At 73.1% G+C, this 20,373-nt stretch carries 18 protein-coding genes; 5 read left to right on the plus strand and 13 right to left on the minus strand.

What is annotated here, in order from left to right; genetic code table 11:
- Positions 1-47: 47 nt before the first annotated feature.
- On the plus strand, positions 48-2,171 hold the full coding sequence (locus tag OG553_RS02830; protein WP_405977419.1) for a transglycosylase domain-containing protein: 2,124 nt from the start codon (positions 48-50) through the stop codon (positions 2,169-2,171).
- Positions 2,172-2,257: 86 nt separating this feature from the next.
- Here OG553_RS02830 and OG553_RS02835 read toward each other — a convergent pair whose 3' ends face one another.
- The gene (locus OG553_RS02835) at positions 2,258-3,583 is read right to left on the minus strand and encodes a hypothetical protein (protein WP_405977420.1); all 1,326 of its coding nucleotides are present in this window, start codon (positions 3,581-3,583) and stop codon (positions 2,258-2,260) included.
- 232 nt (positions 3,584-3,815) lie between these two features.
- Between OG553_RS02835 and OG553_RS02840 the strand changes: the two genes are divergently transcribed.
- Positions 3,816-4,580: a hypothetical protein gene (locus tag OG553_RS02840; protein ID WP_405977421.1), complete on the plus strand. Its 765-nt coding sequence runs from the start codon at positions 3,816-3,818 to the stop codon at positions 4,578-4,580.
- Positions 4,581-4,605: 25 nt separating this feature from the next.
- On the opposite strand, the gene OG553_RS02845 is transcribed toward OG553_RS02840, so the two are convergent.
- Both OG553_RS02845 and OG553_RS02850 read right to left on the minus strand, forming a co-directional pair.
- Positions 4,606-5,130, minus strand: a complete 525-nt coding sequence (locus tag OG553_RS02845) for a DM13 domain-containing protein (RefSeq protein WP_405977422.1) — start codon at positions 5,128-5,130, stop codon at positions 4,606-4,608.
- Positions 5,131-5,261: 131 nt separating this feature from the next.
- Entirely contained in the window at positions 5,262-6,416 is a 1,155-nt protein-coding gene (locus OG553_RS02850; protein WP_405977423.1) for an agmatine/peptidylarginine deiminase, read from the minus strand.
- A 156-nt stretch (positions 6,417-6,572) separates the two neighbouring features.
- Between OG553_RS02850 and OG553_RS02855 the strand changes: the two genes are divergently transcribed.
- Positions 6,573-7,220 (plus strand): TetR/AcrR family transcriptional regulator, encoded by a 648-nt coding sequence (locus OG553_RS02855; RefSeq protein WP_405977424.1) that lies wholly within the window; start codon positions 6,573-6,575, stop codon positions 7,218-7,220.
- A gap of 186 nt (positions 7,221-7,406) precedes the next feature.
- Here OG553_RS02855 and OG553_RS02860 read toward each other — a convergent pair whose 3' ends face one another.
- The 9 genes from OG553_RS02860 to OG553_RS02900 form a co-directional block, all read right to left on the minus strand.
- The gene (locus tag OG553_RS02860) at positions 7,407-8,222 is read right to left on the minus strand and encodes an ABC transporter ATP-binding protein (RefSeq protein WP_405977425.1); all 816 of its coding nucleotides are present in this window, start codon (positions 8,220-8,222) and stop codon (positions 7,407-7,409) included.
- A complete protein-coding gene (locus tag OG553_RS02865) occupies positions 8,212-9,246 on the minus strand; it encodes an ABC transporter ATP-binding protein (protein ID WP_405977426.1) in 1,035 nt (344 codons plus the stop codon). The genes OG553_RS02860 and OG553_RS02865 overlap by 11 nt, the downstream gene beginning before the upstream one ends.
- Positions 9,243-10,097, minus strand: coding sequence for an ABC transporter permease (locus OG553_RS02870; protein ID WP_405977427.1), 855 nt, complete (start codon positions 10,095-10,097; stop codon positions 9,243-9,245). The genes OG553_RS02865 and OG553_RS02870 overlap by 4 nt, the downstream gene beginning before the upstream one ends.
- Positions 10,094-11,053 carry an ABC transporter permease gene (locus OG553_RS02875; RefSeq protein WP_405977428.1) on the minus strand — a complete coding sequence of 320 codons (960 nt, stop codon included), beginning with the start codon at positions 11,051-11,053 and terminating at the stop codon, positions 10,094-10,096. Before OG553_RS02875 ends, OG553_RS02870 begins: the two co-directional genes overlap by 4 nt.
- Positions 11,050-12,720 carry an ABC transporter substrate-binding protein gene (locus tag OG553_RS02880; RefSeq protein WP_405977429.1) on the minus strand — a complete coding sequence of 557 codons (1,671 nt, stop codon included), beginning with the start codon at positions 12,718-12,720 and terminating at the stop codon, positions 11,050-11,052. The genes OG553_RS02875 and OG553_RS02880 overlap by 4 nt, the downstream gene beginning before the upstream one ends.
- A 116-nt stretch (positions 12,721-12,836) precedes the next feature.
- On the minus strand, positions 12,837-13,853 hold the full coding sequence (locus OG553_RS02885) for an agmatine/peptidylarginine deiminase (protein WP_405977430.1): 1,017 nt from the start codon (positions 13,851-13,853) through the stop codon (positions 12,837-12,839).
- A gap of 548 nt (positions 13,854-14,401) precedes the next feature.
- Entirely contained in the window at positions 14,402-14,983 is a 582-nt protein-coding gene (locus OG553_RS02890) for a TetR/AcrR family transcriptional regulator (RefSeq protein ID WP_185899817.1), read from the minus strand.
- Positions 14,984-15,111: 128 nt separating this feature from the next.
- Positions 15,112-16,281, minus strand: coding sequence for an agmatine deiminase family protein (locus OG553_RS02895; protein ID WP_405977431.1), 1,170 nt, complete (start codon positions 16,279-16,281; stop codon positions 15,112-15,114).
- 107 nt (positions 16,282-16,388) lie between these two features.
- Positions 16,389-17,948, minus strand: a complete 1,560-nt coding sequence (locus OG553_RS02900) for a serine/threonine-protein kinase (RefSeq protein ID WP_405977432.1) — start codon at positions 17,946-17,948, stop codon at positions 16,389-16,391.
- Between the two features lie 112 nt (positions 17,949-18,060).
- On the opposite strand from OG553_RS02900, the gene OG553_RS02905 reads away from it, so the two are divergent.
- Both OG553_RS02905 and OG553_RS02910 read left to right on the plus strand, forming a co-directional pair.
- Positions 18,061-18,666: a TetR/AcrR family transcriptional regulator gene (locus OG553_RS02905; RefSeq protein WP_405977433.1), complete on the plus strand. Its 606-nt coding sequence runs from the start codon at positions 18,061-18,063 to the stop codon at positions 18,664-18,666.
- A 179-nt stretch (positions 18,667-18,845) separates the two neighbouring features.
- Positions 18,846-20,012 (plus strand): agmatine deiminase family protein, encoded by a 1,167-nt coding sequence (locus OG553_RS02910; RefSeq protein ID WP_405977434.1) that lies wholly within the window; start codon positions 18,846-18,848, stop codon positions 20,010-20,012.
- 57 nt (positions 20,013-20,069) lie between these two features.
- Here OG553_RS02910 and OG553_RS02915 read toward each other — a convergent pair whose 3' ends face one another.
- A complete protein-coding gene (locus OG553_RS02915; RefSeq protein ID WP_405977435.1) occupies positions 20,070-20,327 on the minus strand; it encodes a hypothetical protein in 258 nt (85 codons plus the stop codon).
- Positions 20,328-20,373: the final 46 nt, after the last annotated feature.

A 20,373-nucleotide genomic window follows, 5' to 3' on the forward strand; every position in this document is an offset into this window, starting at 1 on the left:
GTAGGCGGAAGCGGAGCACGGGGGGATACGGAGTGAGCAGGCAGGACATGCCCTCGAGAGGGCGATCACGAGGCAGGCGCGCAGCCCCGAAGGGCGGCGGCGCGGCCCCCGCGGGCCGCCGCAGGAAGGCCGGGAGCCGTCGGGCGGCTTCCGGTTCCGGCCTGGCGGACCGCCTCGCACCCGCCCTCGGACCGGTCCTCGCCAAGGCGCACCCACTGCTGCGGCGCCTGCGTCCGGCGTACCCGCGGCCGGGGCGCAGCGGCTGGCGCAGGTGGATACCCTCCGGCCGCCAGTGGCTCGGCGCCGTCCTGTACCTCTTCGTCGGAATGGTCGGCTTCGTCGGAATCGCCTATGCAGTAACGGACATACCGGACGATCTCAACTCTTTCGCCAAGCAGCAGGACAACGTCTACTACTGGTCCGACGGGTCCACCATGGCCCGCACGGGCTGGGTCCAGCGGCAGGAGATGCCGCTGGAGAAGGTCCCCGAGAAGGTCCAGGGGGCCGTCCTGGCGGCCGAGAACGCCAGCTTCTACTCCGACCCCGGAGTCTCCCCCTCCGGCGTGCTGCGCGCCGTGCGCGCCGCGCTGACGGGCGGCGAGACCCAGGGCGGGTCCACCATCACCCAGCAGTACGTGAAGAACGCCTACCTGAACCAGGACCGCACCCTGTCCCGCAAGTTCACCGAGCTGCTGCTCGCCGTGAAGCTGGACAGCCGCGCGGGCAAGAAGCAGATCCTGGAGGACTACCTCAACACGAGCTGGTTCGGGCGCGGCACCTACGGCATCCAGCGCGCCTCCCAGGCGTACTACGGCAAGGACGTCTCCCAGCTCAACGCCAGCGAGGGCGCCTTCCTCGCCTCCCTCCTCAAGGGCGCCGGCCTGTTCGACCCCACGCTCGGCAAGGAGAACCACGCCCGCGCAGTCGAGCGCTGGAGCTGGATCCTGGACCGCATGGTCGAGACCGGCCACCTCTCCCCCGCCGAGCGCGCGACCTACACGAAGTTCCCCGAGCCCTCGGACGCCTCCCTCGTGGGCATGCCCGGAGCGCAGAACGGCTACCTGGTGGAGATGGCCAAGGCGTACGCGATCAAGGCCGGGCACCTCAAGGAGTCCGACTTCGACCTCGGCGGCTACCAGATCTACACGACCTTCGACAAGAACCGGATGGCCGCCCTGACCGCGGCGGTCCAGCAGGCGCAGAAGGACTTCGACCCCGACAAGCGTCCCGACACCGACAAGTTCGCGAAGATCGGCGCGGCCAGCGTGGCCAAGGACGGCCGGCTGCTGGCCGTGTACGGCGGCCCGGACTACCTGAAGCAGGGCTTCAACGAGGCGAACGCGACGACGATCCCGGCCGGCACGGTGCTCACGCCCTTCGTCTACGCCGCCGCGCTGGAGGACGGGGTGGTGCGCACGCGCGGCCGGGCCCGTACGCCCGTCTCCGCCTCCAGCGTCTACGACGGCAACGACCAGGCGACCGTGCAGACGCCCGAGGGCCCGTACTGGGACCGCAGCGGCAAGGTGCTCAAGGGGCACAACGAGGGCGACCGCAGCTGGGGGCAGATCACCCTGCAGCAGGCCGTCGCCAACTCCGTCAACACCCCCATGCTCCAGCTCGGCATCGACGTCGGGGTCGACCGGGTGGAGGCGTACGCCGAGCGTTCCGGGCTGCTCCCGTCGAGCCTCGGGCCGCGGATCCCCACCTTCGCGCTCGGGGAGAACTCCAAGCCCAGCGCGATCCGGATCGCGGGGGCCTACCAGACCTTCGCGGCGGACGGCATGCACACCGACCCCTATTCGGTGCGCTCGGCGACCCGGGCCGGCGCCGCCGTGCCGCTCGACCCGCCGAAGGCGGCCAAGGCGATGTCGCAGAAGACCGCCCGGACGGTGTCGGACGCGCTGCGCGCGGCCGTCAGCGACGGCTCGGCCAAGGCCGCCGCCAAGGCCCAGCCGGGAGCGGCGGGCAAGACGGGCACGACGGCGGCGAACACGGCGGGCTGGTTCGTGGGCAGCACCGCGCAGGAGACCACGGCCGTGGTGGTCTACCGGATGTCGCTGCTGGACCTGATCCCGCTGCCGCTGACCGGGCTGGGCGGCGACGCCCCCACGACGCCGGGCAGCGCGCGGGCGCTCGGCCTGTGGGCGGACTACGCGAAGGCCGTGAAGTAGGGAGAGAAGCAGGGAGAAGCGGGGGAAGGCCGAGGGGCCGGGCGGTGGAATCCGCCCGGCCCCTCGGCCTTCCGCCGCCGGCGGTCCTACTTGACGACGGCCTTCCAGTCCGGTGCCTGCGCCGGGTCGAGCATCCGCAGCTGGGCCAGGACCTTGGGGTCCTGGGCGTCCATCCAGTCCGCCACTTCCCGGAACGAGGCGCAGCGCACGTCCTGGCGGTTGCAGACGTCCTTCATGACGTCCTCGACGGCCTTCATGTAGATGCCGCCGTTCCAGTCCTCGAAGTGGTTGCCGATGAACATCGGGGCCCGGCTGCCGTTGTAGACGCGGTTGAAGCCGTTCATGTAGGAGCCGCGGACCTGGTCCCGCCACGCGGCGAACTTCGACGGGTCGCCCTGGGTGCTGTCGCCGGACTGGTTGTAGAGGAAGTTGAAGTCCATGGAGAGGACCTGCACCTCCTTGCCCTGGAGCGGGACCAGCTGGAGGGGGAAGTTCCAGATGCCGTCGATCTTGGACGGCCACAGCTGGAAGTCGCCCGAGGAGCTCGCGTCGTAGCGCCAGCCGTACGGCTTGATCGCGGTGATCAGGTTCTTCTGGCCCTCCAGGCAGGGGGCGCGGCCGCCGACGACCTCCCGGTCCGGGTCGAAGGGCAGGGGCGCCTCGCCCTTGAAGCCGGTGTTGGTCTTCCAGGCCTTCATGAAGCCGTAGGCCTGGTCGATCTCGCTCTTCCACTCCTCGGGGCTCCAGTCCCCGCCGCCCTTGGGGCCGCAGAAGTGCCCGTTGAAGTGGGAGCCGATCTCGTTGCCGTCGGTCCAGGCGCCGCGCAGCTGCTGGAGCGTGGTCTTCACGTGCGGGGCGGTCGGGTACGAGATGGCGGCCGCGCCCTGGCCGTGCTGGGGCGGGCGGTAGAGGGACTTCTTCGCGTCGGGCAGGAGGTAGATGCCCGTGAGGAAGAAGGTCATGTGGGCCTTGTTCTGCTTGGCCACCTGGCGGAAGTGCGAGAAGAGGTGGTCGTCGCCCTCCAGCGCGCCGTCCCAGGAGAAGACGACGAACTGCGGCGGCTTCTCGCCCGGCTTCAGCTTCTCGGGCTTGAGCTGTCCCGGCTGCGGCCCGGTGTAGGAGGTGGAGCCGTCGCCGAGCACCTCGACCTTGCCGTCCCAGTTCGGCTTCGGTCCCTTGCCGAAGCCGGGGCCTCCGGTCACGCCGCCCGCGCCCGCCGGGGCCGCGAGCCGTGCGTCGCGCTGGGCGTCCGAGGAGCCCGAGAAACCGACCGCGAACGCGGTGGCGGCCCCGCCGGTGACGAGGACCGCGCCGGCTATGCCCAGGCGCTTGCGGTTGCGGGTCTTGCGGCGCGCCTTGCGGGCCGTGCGGGACTTCGCCCGGGCACCGGCGGCGGCGTCGGTCTCGGCCATCGCGGTCGTACCCCCTGAATCTCCGCAGCAGGGCCGCGCGTGGATGCTTCGTACGAATATAGAACTTGTTGGCACACCGCTTGTACCACACCCCCCGTACGAACACCCTTTCACAGCCGATCCACAGCCCGGCGGCCGTTCGTGGCAACGGGGTGCGGCACTCGGGTGAATCCCGTGGCCCGGGCGTGTCGCCCCGCCCGGGTCCGGGGGCCGTCGGGGCGATAACGGCAGCATGAAGCAGTCCCCCACGGCCGAGGCCGCCGAGATCAAGGTCAGCTTTGCCGGGACGGAGGCCGCCTCGGCGTTCGAGGCCCTCGGCCTCGACCGCGACGACGGCCGGCGCCGGTCCGTCCACTTCTGGGACCGGCCCGCGAGGACCTCCGGCCCGGAGGTCTCGCTGCCGCTCCTGGAGCGGGGCCTCGTCCTGCGGCTGCGCCGGGACCGCGAGGGGCACGGGTCGAAGGACGAAGCGGATATGACGGTCAAGCTGCGTCCGTGTCCCGAGCTGTCGCCGCCCTGGCTGGAGGAGCGGGAGGGCGAGGACTGGGAGTACCGGATCGAGGAGGACCGGGCGGCGCCCGCGTTCACGCCCGTGCTCGCGGCCTCGCTCCAGGCCGGTGTGGGCTTCGCGGCTTCCCTCGACCCGGGGGCCGGCTCGCCCGGCCGGCTGCTCGTCGAGGAGCAGCTGGAGCTGATCGGCGCCTCTGGCCTGGCGGACGGCGGCCTCGACGGCCTGACGGCGCTGGGCCCGGTGCACGCCGTCAAGTGGAAGCAGGAGTGGGAGGAGCTGCCCCGGGCGGTGGCCGTCGAGGAGTGGACCACCGAGGGCGGGCTGCGGTTCGTCGAGCTCTCGGTGCGCGCGGACCTGGAGGACGCCGCGGACGCCCGGCACCGCCTCGACCGGGCCCTGCGCGAACGCGGCCTCACCCCGCCGCCGGCCGGCGACACGAAGACCAGGACGGTGATGACCGCCCTCGCCCGCGCGCTGCTGCGCTAGGCCGCGTCTTTCGGATCAGGCCGGATCAGACGGGTGCGAGGGCGGCCGCGCCGAAGGAGACGTCGAAGCGGTCGCACCAGATGGTGACGCTGGTGTACTCGGACAGGTTCACGTCGGCCGGGATCGGGTAGTTCTGGTCGCCCTTGTTGCCCTTGAGGGCGCCCAGGCTGACGTGCTTCCCGTCGTCGAAGACGTACCAGCCCGCGGTGCCCTCCTTCACGGGGGCGTCGGTGAGCCACACCCGCAGGTCCGGCCCGTTGCTGGTGTCCAGCCCCTCGATGCGCAGGACGCGGGAGCCGTCCGCCAGACGGACGGTCCGCACCGTTCCGGTGGTGGTGTGCTCGTGGCTGATCAGGCTCCCCCGGGCCAGGGTCCGGGGCGCTTCCCCGGCGGGGACGGACGCCGTGGCCTTCGGCAGCGCCTCCCGGACCGTCTGGTCCTGCCAGAGCTTCCACGGCTCGAACCAGTACAGCCCGAACGCCACCAGTACGGACGCCACGGCCACCGCCGCGATCACCACCGGCCTGCGCCGCCGACCCGCTCGTCCCATTGCGTACTCCTCCGTCGTCGTTCCGCAGTCATTCAACCGGATCGGGCTCCCGGTCCGGCGGCACCGGGGATGACGGAATCCTTACGGCCGCGCCCGGCCGGCGGGTACCGGCCGGGCGGGCCTCCGGTGCGCTAGGCGACCGGCTGCTGCTGGGTGACGCAGTGGATGCCCCCACCGCCGGTGCCGAGGCGGTCGATGTTCAGCTGCTCGACGACGCGGCCGGGGAAGAGCCGGGCGAGGGTGGCCCGGGAGGCCGTGTCCGCGCGGGTGTCGCCGAACTGGCCGGAGATCACCGCGCCGTTGCAGACGTAGTAGTTGGCGTAGGAGGCGAGGAAGTCCGGGTTGGTCGAGCGGATCTTGTAGTAGTCGGGGCCCTGGAGCTGGTCCACGGCCATGCGGGTGCCGTTCGCGGCGGTCGCCGCGGACAGGATCTGGTACTGCTGCCGGGCGTCCTTGGCGTAGACGTCGGTGTCCGTGGCGAGCGGCATCTGGACGAGGGCCCTGCCGGGCGCCAGGAAGCGGGAGGTCGCGTCGACGTGGTCGTCGGTGATGTCCTGGCCGCGGACGCCGTCGAACCAGATGACCTTGGAGGCGCCGTACGCCGTGCACAGCGCGGCCTCGATCTGCGCCTGCGACATCCCGGGGTTGCGGTTGCCGTTGACCAGGCTGCTGCGGGTGGCCATGAGGGTGCCCGCGCCGTCCTGCTCGACGGCGCCGCCCTCTCCGACCAGGGCCGCGCTGGTGAACGGGACCCCGGTGTAGGCGGCGACCCGTCCGGCGACCAGGGCGTCCTTGGCGTGGGTCTGGCGGTTGCCCCAGCCGTTGAAGTTCAGGCCGACCGCGTCCAGGCCGCCGGCTCCGTCCGTACGGAAGACCGGGCCGGAGTCGCGCATCCAGCAGTCGTCGACGGGGATGGAGGTCAGGACGGTGACGGTGGAGCCGCACAGGGAGCGGGCGCGGGCGGCGCTGCCGGAGTTGGCGCACAGGTAGACCGGCTCGTACTTGGCGATGGTGCGGGCGATCAGGGCGATGTCCGACTGGACGCCGGAGAGCTTGTTCCCCCAGATCGAGGTGCTGTCCGGCCAGGCCATCCAGGTGCGGGTGTGGCGTACGTCCTCGATCGGCACGCGGAAGGCGCCGGCGGCGGCCGGGCGGGCCGCGGCCCGGGCGGCGGCGGGCGCGGCGGCCGTGACGGCCGCGCCGGCGGCGGCGAGGCCCGCCGCCGTCAGGAAGCGGCGCCGGTCCATGCCCGACCGGGGCGGGCCGGATGCGTGGTCGTCGTTCATGGGGGTCTCCTTCGGGTATCCAACTCCCCGCGGCGGTAGCGGGGTTGGCCGGAAAACTAAAACTGGCCAAGCGCTCGGTCAAGAGTTCGGACAAGACCGTTCCGGAGGTTCCGGAAACCCGCAGGTGGGGTGGCGGCGGCTGACTAGAGTGACGCCATGGCTGCTTCCGCGAAGGACTCTCCCGACCTGTCCGCACACCCCGCGCCGGCGGGAGCGGGCGCGGGGCGCGGCCGGGTGTCGGCCAAGGGCGAGCAGACCCGGGCACGGCTGATCGCCGCCGCGCGGACCCTGCTCGCGGGCGGCATGAGCGAACGCTTCACCACCCGGAACGTGGCGGCCCTGAGCGGCGTGTCGCACGGGATGTGCCACTACCACTTCCAGGACCGGACCGACCTCGTCCTCGCGGTGGTCGCGGACATGCGCCCCGAGTGGATCCTCCCGCTGGAGGAGGCCGTCGCTGCGCCCGGCTCCTTCGCCGAGCGGGCCGAGCGGGTGGTCGGGCTGCTCTCCCGGCCCGAGGGCGCGGAACTCTCCCACCTCCACTCGGCGTTGCACTGGCACGCCCTGAACGACTCCCGGGTCCGCTCGTGCCTGGAGGCGGAGTACCGGCGCTGGCGGGGCTGTTTCACGGCCCTGTTCGAGGTGCTCGCCGAGGAGCGGGGCGGGGGCGTCGACGCGCGGCTGCTCGGCGAGGCCGTGGCCGCCGCCGTGGACGGCCTGGCCGCCGTGGAGTCCCTCGGCGCCGAGGTCGACCCGGGCCCGGTGCTGCGCACCCTGGTCCGCACCCTCGCCGCCGGCAGCTGAGTCGGCCCCCTAGGGGGTGTCCGCAGAGTCGCGCCGTCCGCCCGGAGGGCGGGCCCCGCGGGGTCCGGTGCGTGCTCTCGGCGTGCCGGGCGGAAGGCCGTGTACTGGACGTACTCGGTCTTCCGCCCGGTGCGGCGGGAGTGCGTGCCGGGCGTCGCGGGGCAGGCTCGACTTCGCGGACACCCCCTACAACGCCCGCCGGGCCTCGGCGATCGCGTCCGGGTCCCAGCCCGGGCGGGGGACGGAGTCCAGCAGCAGCCGGGTGTACGGGTGCCGGGGTGCGGCGAGGACCTCCCGCGTGGGGCCGCTCTCGACGACGGCCCCGTGCCGCATCACCACGACCTCGTCGGTGACGGACCGGACGACGCCGAGGTCGTGGGTGATGAACAGGTAGCCGATCCCGGTCTCCTGCCTGATGTCGGCCAGGAGGTTGAGGATCTGCGCCTGGACGGACACGTCGAGCGCGGCGACGGCCTCGTCGAGGACGAGTACGGCCGGCTCCACGGCCAGGGCCCGGGCGATGGCCACCCGCTGGCGCTGGCCGCCGGAGAGCTGCCGGGGCCGGGCCTCGGCGGCCCGCGTCCCGAGGCCCACCTGGTCGAGCAGTTCCCGAACCCGCGCGGTGTGGTCGCGGCCGGGGAAGTGCAGGGCCAGGGTTTCGCGCAGGGCGGCCTCGACGGGGGTCCTCGGGTCGAGCGAGAGGTACGGGTCCTGGAAGACCATCTGCACCTGGCGGGCCCTGGCCAGCCGGGCGGCCCTGCCGCGGGTGCGGCCGGGCCGGGGCAGGCCGCGTACGAGGACCTCTCCCGAGTCGGCCCGCTCCAGGCCGACGACGATGCGGGCGGTGGTGGTCTTGCCGGAGCCGGACTCGCCCACGACGCCCAGCGATCCGCCCTCGGGCAGGATGAAGGACACGTCGTCCACGGCGCGGACGGTGCCGAAGGCGCGGCGCAGGCCCCTGACTTCCAGCAGGTGCGGGGTGTCCGTGCTGTCATCGGACATCTGCGGTGCTCCCTTCGAGCCGGTCGCTGTGGTGGCAGGCGGCCCGGTGGTCCGGCCGTCCGGGGGCGGGTGCCTGGTGCGGCGCCCGGTGGTCGCAGATCTCGGTGGCGAGCGTGCAGCGGGCGGCGAAGGCGCAGCCGGGCAGTTCCTCGCGCAGGTCGGGCGGGCGGCCGTCGATGGCGGCCAGCCGGCCCCGGGGGCCGTCCATCCTCGGGGTGGAGGCGAGCAGGGCGGCTGTGTACGGGTGCCGGGGCCGGGCGAAGAGCTCCTCGGCGGGCCCGGTTTCGGCGATCCGCCCGGCGTACATGACGTAGACCCGGTCGCTGATGGCGGCGGCGAGGTCGAGGTCGTGGGTGACGAACAGCAGCCCGGTGCCGAAGCGTGCGCGCAGCCCGGCGAGCAGGGAGATCACCTCGGCCTGGCTGGTGACGTCCAGGGCCGTGGTCGGCTCGTCGGCCAGCAGGAGGGCGGGGTCGCCCATGAGGGCGGCGGCGATCACGACCCGCTGGAGCATGCCGCCGGAGACCTGTCCGGGGTACTTGCGCAGGACGGACTCGTCCAGGCCGACGGCCCGCAGGAGTTCCATCGCGCGGGCGGTGGCGTCCGCCCGGCTGAGGGTCCCGTTGAGGATGACGCTCTCGGTGAGGAAGTCGCCGATGCGGCGCAGCGGGTTGACGGCGGCGCGCGGGTCCTGGAAGACCATGGCGACGGTGCCGGCCCGTACGCCGCCCAGCTCGGCCGGGGTCATGGCGAGCACGTCGCGCCCGCAGACCCGTACGGCCCCTTCGGCGCGGGCGCCGGGCGGCAGCAGGCCCAGGGCGCTGCGGGAGGTGATGCTCTTGCCGGAGCCGGACTCGCCGACGAGGGCGACGGTCTCGCCGCGGGCGACGGTGAGGTCGATCCCGTCGAGGACGGGCCGGGCGGTGCCGGGGAGGGTGACGCGCAGTCCGCTGACTTCGAGTGCGTTCCCGTTTCCGGGGGTGGTCGCGGAGGTGGTCGCGGTGGTGCTTCCGGGAGTGTTCATCGGTCTCTCCTGGCGACGCGGTCGGCCCAGCGTTCGCCCACCACGTTGAAGGCGACCACGGTCAGCACGATGACGGCGCAGGGCAGCATCGCGGACAGCGGGTAGCCGTGCTGGATCGCGGTCTGCCCGTCGAAGACCATGCGGCCCCAGTCGGGGGTGAGGGCGGGGACGCCGAGGCCGAGGAAGGACAGTCCGGCGAGGTCCATCAGGGCGTAGCCGAAGTTGATGGTGGACTGGGCGAGGACGACGGGGGCGATGTTGGGCAGGACGTGGCGCAGGCAGATCTGGAGGGCGGAGTGGCCCTGGACCCGGTAGGCGCTCACGTAGGGGCGGGCCACTTCGGCGAGGACGAGGGAGCGGGTGAGGCGGCTGACGTAGGGCAGGTAGGCGATGGCGAGGGCGATGACCGGGGCGAGCAGTCCTTCGCCGTACACGGAGATGATCAGGATGGCCAGCAGCATGCCGGGGAAGGCGAAGACCAGCTCGGTGCTGCGGGAGAGCAGCGAGTCGAGCCAGCCCCCGCGCCAGGCGGCGGCGGTGCCGACGGCGACTCCGGCGAGGGTGGAGAAGACCACGACGCCGAGCGGGCCGAGCAGGGAGGTCCGTGCGCCGAGCAGCAGCCGCGAGAGGGTGTCGCGGCCGGCGGCGTCGACGCCGAGGGGGTGCTCGGCGTCGGGGCCGGCGAGGGCGTTGCCCAGGTCGACGGCGTTGGGGTCGTGGGGTACCAGCCAGGGCGCGAGGAGCGCGGCGAGTACGACCAGGCCGACGAGGCCGAGGCAGGCGAGGTGGAGCGGGGATCCGGCGGCGCGGATCCTGGACATGCCGGGGCGGCGGGTCAGTACGGCGGTCATGCGGCGGCCCCTCTGGTGCCGAGGGTGACCCGGGGGTCTACGAGCGGGAGCAGCAGGTCCACGACCAGGTTCACGGCCATGAAGAGGGCCACGACGATCAGCGAGATGGCCTGGACGGTCGGGAAGTCCTTGGTGCTGGTGGACAGTTCGAGGAGCTGGCCGATGCCTCCGACGCTGAAGGCGGTCTCCACCAGGACGGTGCAGACGAGCAGGGTGGAGACGATCAGGCCGCCGGTGGTCAGGACGGTGCCCAGGGAGTTGCGGAACACGTGGCGGCGGATGACCTGGCGTTCGGGTACGCCGCGGCTGCGGGCGACGGTGACGTGGTCGCTGTCGAGGGCTTCGGCCATGGCGGAGCGGGTGACGCGGGCGAGCATGCCGATCAGGTAGAGGGCGAGGGCGGTCGCGGGGAGCGCGAGGTGCCAGAGCTTGTCGGTGAAGCCCTCGCCGGCCCCGCTGGTGGGGAACCAGCCGAGCTTGACGGCGAACAGGCCCTGGAGCAGTACGGCCGCGACGAAGGACGGGGTGCCGACGGCGAACGTGGTGGTCACGAGCACGGTGGTGTCGGTGGCGCCGCCGCGGACCGCGGCGAGGCGGCCGAGGAACAGTCCGACGGCCACGACCACGACGAGCGCCATGGTGACGAGGAGCAGGGTGGTGGGCAGCCGGTCGGCGAGCAGGCGGGAGACGTCGGTGCGGTAGGTGATGGAGCGTCCGAAGTCGCCCTGGAGGACGTCGCCGAGCCAGCGGCCGTAGCGTACGAGGAAGGGCTCGTCCAGGTGGTATTGGGCCTTGACGGAGGCGAGCGCCTCCGGGGAGGCCGAGCGGCCGGCCAGGAGGAAGCTGGCCGGGTCGCCCGGGGCCAGGTACATGGCCCCGAACACCACGAACGAGGCGGCGAGCAGGGTGGCGGCCATCTCCCCCAGCCGGCGTGCCGCGAAGCGGGCGAAGCTCACTGTGCGGCCCCCACGGCGGCGGCCCACGGGTGGTACATGTACGAGATGGTGGTCGGGGCGCCGGTGATCCGCTTGTTCAGGAACACGGCGGTGGGCCATTCGGCGACGGGGATCCACAGCAGCTGTTCGGCGGCCTGCCGCTGGAGCTTGGCGACGGTCTCCAGGCGCTTGCCCGGGTCGTAGGCGGCGGTGGCCTCGTCGACGAGCTTGTCGTACTCGGGGTCGCTGTGGCCGGCGAAGTTCATGTAGGCGCCGGCCTTGAAGTTCGTCAGCAGGTCGAGCGGGTCGGTGATCGAGTCGTAGTAGGTGAGCGGGAACATGTCGATGCCCTCGCGCGCCTGCGGGTCGGTGAAGAGCGCGGTGAACGCGTTGGGGGCGATGGTCTTCAGCCGGATGTCCAGTCCGATGCTCGTGCCGGCGGCCTGGACGGCGGTGGCGAGGAGGGAGACGTCCTGGCCGATGGAGCTGGTGGCGACGGTCAGGGTCTTTCCGGTGGCGCCGGCCTCCTTGACGAGGGCCTTGGCCCGTTCGACGTCCTGGCCGCTGGGCGGCAGTCCGTCGAATGCGGTCTTGAGGGTCTGCTCGGGGGCGCCGGCCCAGGCGGCGCGGGTGGTGAGGGAGCTGGTGACGGTGCCGGCGCCGCCGAGTCCGGCCTTGACGAAGCCGGTGCGGTCCAGGGCCAGGGAGAGGGCGCGGCGGACGCGGACGTCGCCGAGGGGGCCCTGGGTGTTGGTGACGTTGACGTTGACGGTGCTCAGGCCCTCGCCGAAGTAGAGGGTGCCGACGCCGCTGCCGCGCAGCCGGCCGTAGCTCTCGGTGGGGATGAGGTAGCCGCCGTCGATCTCGCCGCTGAGCATGGCGTTGGTGCGGGCGGAGGGGTCGGTCAGGAAGCGGAAGACGGCCTTCTTGGACTTGGCCCTGGTGCCCCAGTAGCCGTCGAAGCGGTCCAGCTCGATGGACTGGCCCTTGCTCCAGGTACCGAGCTTGAAGGGGCCGGTGCAGCCGAGGCTCCCGGTGGTGCCGTAGTCCTTGCCGGCGGCCTCGACGACCGCCTTGGAGGCGACGACCCCGGCGGCGGTGGCCATGTACTGGGGGAACTGGGAGTCGGGCTTCTTGAGCTTGACGGTGACCTGGAGCGGGCCGCTCTTGGTGACGGATTCGACGTTCTGGAAGTTCTGGGCCCAGGCGGCGGCGTTCGCGGGGTCGGTCTGCCGGCCGAGGCTGAAGACCACGTCGTCGGCGGTCATCTCGCCGCCGTCGTGGAAGCGCACGCCGGGCCGCAGGTCGTACACCCAGGTGGTGGGGTCGGGGTTGGAGGCCTTGCGGGCGAGTCCGGGCTCGGTGGTGAGGTCCGGGTTCCAGCGCATGAGGCTCTCGCACACGTTGGACAGGACGGTGTTCTGCGGGTAGTCGAACGCCACGGTGTAGTCGAGGGTGGGCGGTTCGGCGTAGACGGCCCAGGTGAAGGAGTCGATCTCGCCCTTGGCCTCCGGGGTGGAGGCGGACAGCTTGACGTCGGTGACGCCGCCCGGCTTGTCCTTCGGCGGGCCCGCACAGGCCGCGAGGAGGGCGATGGAGGACAGGACCGCGGTGGCGGCGGCCGCGGTGCGGGTGCCCGCGGACCGGCGGCGGGGGCGTCTGCCGGTGCGGGGTCGTGAGGTGGTCATCGTCGCGCTCTCTTTTCCGTGAGGGATGCGGGGAGGAGCGGGCGGACCGCGTGCGCGGTCCGCCGGGAACGGCCGGGCCGGTGCGGGCCGGACCCGGCCGGTGCGGGCCGGTCCGGTCAGCCCGTGGTGGTGCGGGCCGCCGGGATCTGCTGGGTGATGCAGTGGACGCCGCCGCCGCCGAACGCGATGGCGAGGGCCCGGACGCCGACGACCTTGCGGCCGGGGTAGGCGGTGGCGATCACGGCGAGGGCCTCCTCGTCCTGGGCCAGGCCGGCCACCGGGACGACGACGCCGCCGTTGGCCACGTAGTAGTTGAGGTAGGACACCTCGATCTCGCCGCCCGCGAGGTCCGCGAAGGCGGTCTGCGGGACCTCGACGATCTCCAGGCGGCGGCCCCGGGCGTCGGTGACGGCCTCCAGCACGGCGCGGTTGGCGCGCATCCGGGCGTGGTCCGGGTGGGCCGGGTCCTCGGGGAGGGAGATGACGACGGTGCCGGGGGCGGCGAAGGCGGCGACGCCGTCGACGTGTCCGTCGGTCTCGGTGTCGAGCAGACCGCCGTACGGCAGCCAGATGACCTTCGTGACCCCGAGCCGGGCCCCCAGCTCGGCCTCGATCTCCTCGCGGCTCATGCCGGGGTTGCGGTTGGGGTGCAGCAGGCACTGCTCGGTGGTGATGAGCGTGCCCTCGCCGTCGACGGTGATCGCGCCGCCTTCGAGGATCATGTCGGAGGCGATGCGCGGGGTGCCGACGTGCTCCAGCAGCAGGGCGCTGATCCGGTCGTCGGAGTCCCACGGGTGGTGCTTGCCGCCCCAGGCGTTGAAGCGGAAGTCGACGCCGGCCCGGTTGCCCTCGGCGTCGAGGACGAACAGCGGGGCGGAGTCGCGGAACCAGGAGTCGTCGAGCGGCAGCTCGATGACGGTGACCGTGTCCCCGCAGTGGGCCCGGGCGTCCTCGGCGTGGCCGGGCGGGGCGACCATCGTGACGGGCTCGAAGGCGGCGATGGCGCGGGCCACTTCGGCGTACTCCTCCTTCACGGCGGGGAGGACGCTGCCCCACAGGTCCGGGCGGGTGGGCCAGGCCATCAGACAGCCCTCGTGCGCGGACCACTCGGCGGGCATACGGTATTCGGACATCAGGTGTCTCATTTCTTGCGTTGACGGAGTCTGCCATCCGACTGAAATTTCAGTCAAGAGCGAAGGCGTACGTGCAGGTCAAGGGCAGGGCATGGGCGGATCGGCGGCAGATCAGAGGAAGTAGAGGCGGTTGAGGGAGACCGCCTCGGCGGCTTCGGACCGCGGGGGGCGCCGTCGAGGGTGACCAGGCCGGTGCGGGGGTCCACGTCCACCGCACCGAGGCGGTCGTGAACAGCAGCAGCCGGTCACGCTCGGTGGGGGTCGGGGGCATGGTGTCCTTCCTCCGGAGACGGGAGGTGGGGGGTGGCGTGGTGCGGTGGCGGCCTGCGGGGTGATGCGGGGTGCGCCGGGGCCGGGTGCCGGAGGGCCGGGAGGGGTGCGCCGTCCGGGTGCGGCGGTGCGGGGGCGCCTCGTAGGCGCGGCGCGAGGAGTACCGCGAAGGGGATGCGGCCGGGGCCGGTCAGGACTTCACTCTGGCACTGACTGAAAATTCAGTCAATAGATGTGGCGGCAAAACGTCCCCACCCGGGACGGGGAAGGGAGGGGCCTCAGCCCTGCTTGAGCCCGGCCAGTTCGGCGTCGATGGCGCCGAGCATCAGCTCGCGCGCGTGACCGATCCTGATGCCCCCGCTGAGCCAGCGCATGCTGAGACCTTCCAGCAGGGCGGTGAGCCGCTCGGCGGCCGCGGCGAGCGCCGAGGCCGGGACCATGGGCTGGACCTGGCCGAGCAGTGCGGCGACCTCCTGGACCCACACCAGGGTGGCGCGGGCGAGGTCCTCGCGGAGCACCTCGTCGAAGACGGCACTGGCCCGCAGCTCACCCCACGCCGCGCTGTTCTCCCGCACCTCCACGGTGTCCTGGAGCTCCAGCAGGAGGGTCTCCTCCAGTTCCTGGCGGGGCGAGAGCGGCGGCTCGGAGGGGTCGCGGTCGGTCGTGTACCGCTCGGCGCGGTCGTTGATGAACTCCAGGGTCTGGCGCAGTACCCCGGTGCGGTCCTTGAAGTGGTAGTAGATCAGGGCGGTGGACACCCCGGCCTCGGCCGCGAGTTCTTCCACGCGCAGCCCGCGGACGCCGCGCCGGGCGATCACCCGGGCGGCCGCTTCGAGGATCTGAGTGCTGCGAGACGCCATGTCCCGCACCTTACCGGGGTGCTCCCGGCCGGACGTAAGCGGCCCGTCACCGGGCGTTCGGGCCGCGACGGGCGCGGCCCGCCCCCCGACCGGTGCGGCGCCCGCCCGCCCGGGCACCCCGGCGGCCATCAGAGGGCCGGCGGGACGGGGTGCGACTGCGTGGCGCAGTGGATGCCGCCGCCCCCGCTCGCGATGCCGTCGATGTCGACCTGGACCACCTGGCGGGCCGGGTAGGCGGCCTGGAGGATCGCGTACGCCACGCCGTCGGCGTACGGGTCGCCGAACTGCGGGAGGATCACGGCGCCGTTGGGCGTGTAGTAGTTGGTGTAGCTCGACAGGAACTCCTCCCCCTTGCCCCGGATCCTGCTCCGGTCGGGGCCGGGGAGTTCGGTGACGGCCAGGCGCCTGCCTCGGGCGTCCGTCGCGCCCTCCAGCACCCGCTTGGTCTCCTCGTACACCGCGACCCACTTGGGGTCGGTGCCGGGGGCGGGCCGGTCCAGGATGACCTTCCCGGGGGCCGTGAAGCGGGCCAGGCAGTCGATGTGGCAGTCGGTGATGTCCTGGCCGGCCAGGCCCGGCACCCAGATCACCTTGTCCATGCCGAGGGAGGCGCGCATTTCGTCCTCCACCTGCGCCCGGCTCATCCCCGGGTTCCGGTTGGGGTTGACGAGGGAGCTGACCGTGGCGAGCAGGGTTCCCTCGCCGTCGGTCTCCAGCGAGCCGCCCTCGCCGGTGAAGCCGGCCCGGATCCGGCGCACCTGGTACTCGTTGAGGAGGATGCCGGCGGCCGCGGCGTCGTTGGCGAAGGGCTGGGCGTACTTCGTGCCCGTCTTGCCCCAGCCGTTGAAGTTGGTGTCCACGCCGGCGATGGCGCCGGGGCCCACCACGAAGGTGGGGCCGAAGTCCCGGATCCACAGGTCGTCGACCGGGATCTCGATCACGTCGACGGCGTACCGGGCACCCCGGCCGCACAGGTAGCGGGCGTCGGCGGCCTGGCCGGGGCGGGCCAGGACGACCACCGGCTCGAACCGCGATATCGCGTGGGCGACCTCGGCGATGTCGGTGCGCACCCGCTCCAGCGGGCGGCCCCAGACCGAGGAGAGCGCGGGCCAGGCCATGTAGGTGCGGACGTGCGGGTCCGTCTCGGCGGGCATGGTCAGCGCGGCGGTGCCGGCGTACGGGGCGGCGGTCGCCGCCCGCGCGCCGGTCGCGGAGACGGCCGACGCGAGGACCGTCAGCGGTACGGCCGCCGCGCCGTACCGGAGGAGGTTTCGGCGGGTGGTGCGGGGCGTTTCCATGGTGCTCCCTGATGAGGAAGGGGCGGGGATGACCGGCATCCTTGCGTTAACTGAAAATTCAGTCAAGCAGTGTGGCGGGATGGTTCCGCTTACCACCGGCCCGGTGGTCACTCACGGTGGTACTGGTCCACCAGGATCGTGACGGGTCCGTCCGCGGCCGCCTCCACGAGCCTGACGACGACGATCCGCTTCCGGTCGGGGCTGCGCACGCAGAACGGGCGCCGGTCCCCCAGGGCACTGAAGGGCAGCGCGGTCACCGGCTTCGTCTCGATGCCCTGCTCGCAGTCGGCGGGCGTCGGTGCGCCGCCCTCGGCGAGGTGGACGTCCGAGGACTCCGAGGGGACGAAGGACCGGCCCTCCGGGGCCAGGTACCAGGTGGCCGTGTCGGCCGGCACCACCTTGCCGGCGTCCAGGTCGAACTCGTAGCCGGAGTCGGGCGCGGTGAGCCTGGTGCCCGCGTAGCCCTGCACGTAGCCGCCGGCCCCGTCGCCGTCCGACTCCGGGGCGTCGAACCAGTACACGGCCGCGCCGCAGGCCGCGAGGGTCACGGCGACCGCGGCGGCCACCGCGGGCAGCCGCCCGCCGGTGCGGCGCCGTGCCCGCCGGCCGCCGGCCGCGTCCGGTGCGGGCGCGGGCGCCCCGGGGGCGGACGCCGGCACCGGGGCGTCCGGCGCGGGTACGGGCGCGGGGGCCGGTACCCGGGCGGGGGCGGGGGCGGCCGGGGCCGTCGGCGCGTGGGGGGCGGGCCATCCGCCGGCCGGCCCCGCGCCGACCTCCTCCCGGACCGGCCGGGGCAGCCAGCCCTCGGCGAACTCCGGACGCGGCCCGACACCGGGGTGGGCGTGGACGTACCCGATCAGCTGGGCGGTCGTGGGCCGGTCCGCCGGCTCCTTGGCCAGGCACCAGCGGACCAGCTGCTCCAGTTCGGCCGGGACCCGGGTGAGGTCGGGCTGCTCGTGGACCACCCGGTACAGGGCGGTCGACTCCGGCCCGCCGCCGAAGGGCGGCCGCCCGCCCGCCACGTACGCCGTCAGCGCGCCGAGGGCGAAGACGTCGGTGGCCGAGGTCACCGGCCGGCCGAGCGCCTGCTCGGGGGCCATGAAGGCGGCGGTCCCGATCCGCAGCCCGGTCCCGGTCAGGGCGGCGGAGCCGGCCGCGTGCGCGATCCCGAAGTCGATCACCCGGGGGCCGTCGCCGGCGAGCAGTACGTTGGCGGGCTTGAGGTCGCGGTGGACCACGCCCGCCCCGTGGATGGCCTGGAGCGCCTCGGCGATGCCCGCGACGAGCAGCAGCACCGTGCGGACCGGCAGCGGGCCGTGCCGGCGCACCACCTCGTCCAGCGAGGGGCCCGGCACGTAGGCGGTGGCCAGCCAGGGGGTGCGCTCGTCGATCCCGAAGTCGACCACCTGCGCCGTGAAGAGGCCGTGGATCCGGCGGGCACTGGCCACCTCGCGGGCGAACCGCTCCCGGAAGGCCGGGTCCGCGGCGAACTCCCTGCGGACGGCCTTCAGCGCGATCGGGCGGCCGCCGGGGGTGTGGGCGAGGTAGACCTCGCCCATGCCGCCGGAGCCGAGCCGGGCGTGGAGGCGGTAGCCGCCGATCTCTCGGGGGTCGTCTGCGGACAGCGCCGCGTGGGCCGGCTGTACGCCGGAAGGCTGAACGGACATGCGGTGGCTCTTTCGGATATGCGGAAGTGACCGGATCGCATCGTCGCCCTAACTGGATTTTCAGTCAACGTGCGACAATCCGAGACGCGACATCGCCAGGAAGGATCACACCGTGACGGACCGCAGACGCGTCATCCTCGAAAGCGCCGCCCGGGTCATCGCACGCAGGGGGGTACGGGGCCTGCGGGTGACGGAGCTCGCGGCGGAGGCGGGGGTCTCCACCGCCCTGGTCTACTACCACTTCCGCGACCGGCCCGGCATCCTGCGGCACGCCCTCGCCTTCATCGGGGACCGGGCCGACCGGTACACCGAGTCGGGGCGGGAGGACCTGCCGCCCCCGTCCGCCGACCCCCGGGAGCGGCTGGAGCGGATGCTGCTGCTGGAGATCCAGGACCTGCCGGAGGTCCGCGAGAACAGCGCCGCCTGGGGGGAGCTGCGGGCCCACGCGGTCTTCGACCCGGAGCTGCGGGACGAGCTCGCCGCGGCCGGGGCCGCCTGGACGGCCGAGGTGGCGGAGCTGCTCGGCGGTGTGCACCCGGCGGCCGCGCCGGCCGCCGTCACGGCCGCCGCCGAGCGGCTGACCGCCCTGCTGGAGGGGCTGAGCGTCCGCTGGCTGAGCGGGCTGACGCCACCGGCCCACGCCCGGGAGCTGCTGCGGGCGGCGGTCCGGGTGGAGGCCGGCCGGCTGGCGCCGGAGGCCGTGTCGCGGTTTGACTGAAAATCCAGTCAGTGCCAGAGTGGCGGCAACGGGTCGTTCCGCTTTCCCGCCGAACGGCCGACCGCGGGGTTGACGCGCACCCTTGTCGTAGGAGCCCGGGGCCACGAGCCCCTGGTCGCGCCCCCGCGCCCGTCCCGGTGGAACGAACCTGTTCCGCCGGTAAACGATCGGAGTCTCCCGTGACGAACCCGCCCCCCACTCGCCGGACCGTCCTCCGCACCCTTTCCGGGCTCGGTGCCCTGGTCTTCGGCGCCGCTGCCTGCGGCCCGGCCGAGACCGCCCTGCGGTCCGGTGAACCCGCCGGCTCGGCCCAGTCCGCCTCCGGCGCCGGAAAGCGCCGGCTCGGCGCCGAGTGGGAGAGCCACACCCGCACCTTCATGTCCTGGCCGGCCCTGGCCGCCGGGGTGTGGGAGGAGGACCTGCGCTACGTACGCGAGGACATCGCCAGGATCGCCCGCGCCATCGGCGAGTACGAGGCCGTGGTCATGATGGCCCGCCCGGAGCAGGTGTCGGCCGCGCAGAAGGCCGTCGGCTCCCAGGTCGAGGTCGTCCCGCTGGCCGTCGACGACCTCTGGGCCCGCGACACGGTCCCCGTCTTCGTCGAGGAGGGCGGCAAGGTCGTCGGTGTCGACTTCAACTTCAACGGCTGGGGCAACAAGCAGAAGCACCCCAACGACGCCCAGGTCGGGCGCGCGCTGCTGCAGAAGTACAAGATCCCCCGGGTGCAGGCGCCGCTGGTCGCCGAGGGCGGCTCCTTCGAGCCCGACGGCGAGGGCACGCTGATGATCACCGAGAGCTCGATCGTCAACGACAACCGCAACCGGGGCAAGTCCCGCGACACCATCGAGGCCGAGCTGAAGCAGACCCTCGGCGTGGAGAAGGTCATCTGGCTGGCCGGCGTGCGCGGCGAGGACATCACCGACGCGCACGTGGACAGCCTCGTACGGTTCACGGCGCCGGGCGTCGTCCTGCTGGACCGCGCGCACCCCAGCACCCCGCCGGACTCCTGGTCTCGCTCGGCGGACCAGGCGAAGTCCGTCCTGTCGAGGGCGACGGACGCGCGCGGCCGCCGCTTCGAGGTCATCGACCTCCCGCAGCCCGACCTGAACCGCATCACGGGCCGCGGCGACGACTTCGTCTCCACGTACGCCAACTTCTACATCGCCAACGACGCCGTGTTCATGCCCAAGTTCGGGGACCGCGCCGCGGACGACCGCGCCCGCGGCATCCTCCAGGAGCACTTCCCCAAGCGTGACGTCGTGCCGGTCTCCATCGACACGATCGCCTCGGGCGGCGGCGGCATCCACTGCTCCACCCACGACCAGCCGGGCAAGCCCGCCGCCTGACCCACGCCGCCCCGTATCCGCCGCCCGGTGTAAGCCGGGCGGCGGACCCCCGGCGCGTCAGTTCCAGGTGATGTCGCCCTGGACCACGTCGGCGTGCTGGACGTTGTCCGGGAAGTCCTGGCCCCAGCCGGCCGGGGCCGCGGCGCCCTGCGGCCAGTCGGCGCCCCAGCCGTCGGTGACCGGGGCGGGGCTTTCGTTGGGCCGGCATCCATCGCAGGTGCCGGCCGAGGCCGTCGGAGCGGTCACGGCCGCCAGGGCCGCCGACAGGAGCACGGCGGTGGCCGCACGGGCGAGGAGGGGCTTCATGGGCTTCATGCGCGCCATGCTCGCAGCGCGCCGGGGTGGAAGACAGGGTTCAGCC

Source organism: Streptomyces sp. NBC_00158 (assembly GCF_045160885.1).
Taxonomy (GTDB): domain Bacteria; phylum Actinomycetota; class Actinomycetes; order Streptomycetales; family Streptomycetaceae; genus Streptomyces.

Excerpts from the sequence above, each read along its gene's own strand:
- OG553_RS02830 (WP_405977419.1), top strand. The coding sequence starts at position 48 with ATGCCCTCGAGAGGGCGATCACGAGGCAGGCGCGCAGCCCCGAAGGGC.
- OG553_RS02835 (WP_405977420.1), bottom strand. The coding sequence starts at position 3,583 with ATGGCCGAGACCGACGCCGCCGCCGGTGCCCGGGCGAAGTCCCGCACG.
- OG553_RS02840 (WP_405977421.1), top strand. The coding sequence starts at position 3,816 with ATGAAGCAGTCCCCCACGGCCGAGGCCGCCGAGATCAAGGTCAGCTTT.
- OG553_RS02845 (WP_405977422.1), bottom strand. The coding sequence starts at position 5,130 with ATGGGACGAGCGGGTCGGCGGCGCAGGCCGGTGGTGATCGCGGCGGTG.
- OG553_RS02850 (WP_405977423.1), bottom strand. The coding sequence starts at position 6,416 with ATGAACGACGACCACGCATCCGGCCCGCCCCGGTCGGGCATGGACCGG.
- OG553_RS02855 (WP_405977424.1), top strand. The coding sequence starts at position 6,573 with ATGGCTGCTTCCGCGAAGGACTCTCCCGACCTGTCCGCACACCCCGCG.
- OG553_RS02860 (WP_405977425.1), bottom strand. The coding sequence starts at position 8,222 with ATGTCCGATGACAGCACGGACACCCCGCACCTGCTGGAAGTCAGGGGC.
- OG553_RS02865 (WP_405977426.1), bottom strand. The coding sequence starts at position 9,246 with ATGAACACTCCCGGAAGCACCACCGCGACCACCTCCGCGACCACCCCC.
- OG553_RS02870 (WP_405977427.1), bottom strand. The coding sequence starts at position 10,097 with ATGACCGCCGTACTGACCCGCCGCCCCGGCATGTCCAGGATCCGCGCC.
- OG553_RS02880 (WP_405977429.1), bottom strand. The coding sequence starts at position 12,720 with ATGACCACCTCACGACCCCGCACCGGCAGACGCCCCCGCCGCCGGTCC.
- OG553_RS02885 (WP_405977430.1), bottom strand. The coding sequence starts at position 13,853 with ATGTCCGAATACCGTATGCCCGCCGAGTGGTCCGCGCACGAGGGCTGT.
- OG553_RS02890 (WP_185899817.1), bottom strand. The coding sequence starts at position 14,983 with ATGGCGTCTCGCAGCACTCAGATCCTCGAAGCGGCCGCCCGGGTGATC.
- OG553_RS02895 (WP_405977431.1), bottom strand. The coding sequence starts at position 16,281 with ATGGAAACGCCCCGCACCACCCGCCGAAACCTCCTCCGGTACGGCGCG.
- OG553_RS02900 (WP_405977432.1), bottom strand. The coding sequence starts at position 17,948 with ATGTCCGTTCAGCCTTCCGGCGTACAGCCGGCCCACGCGGCGCTGTCC.
- OG553_RS02915 (WP_405977435.1), bottom strand. The coding sequence starts at position 20,327 with ATGAAGCCCATGAAGCCCCTCCTCGCCCGTGCGGCCACCGCCGTGCTC.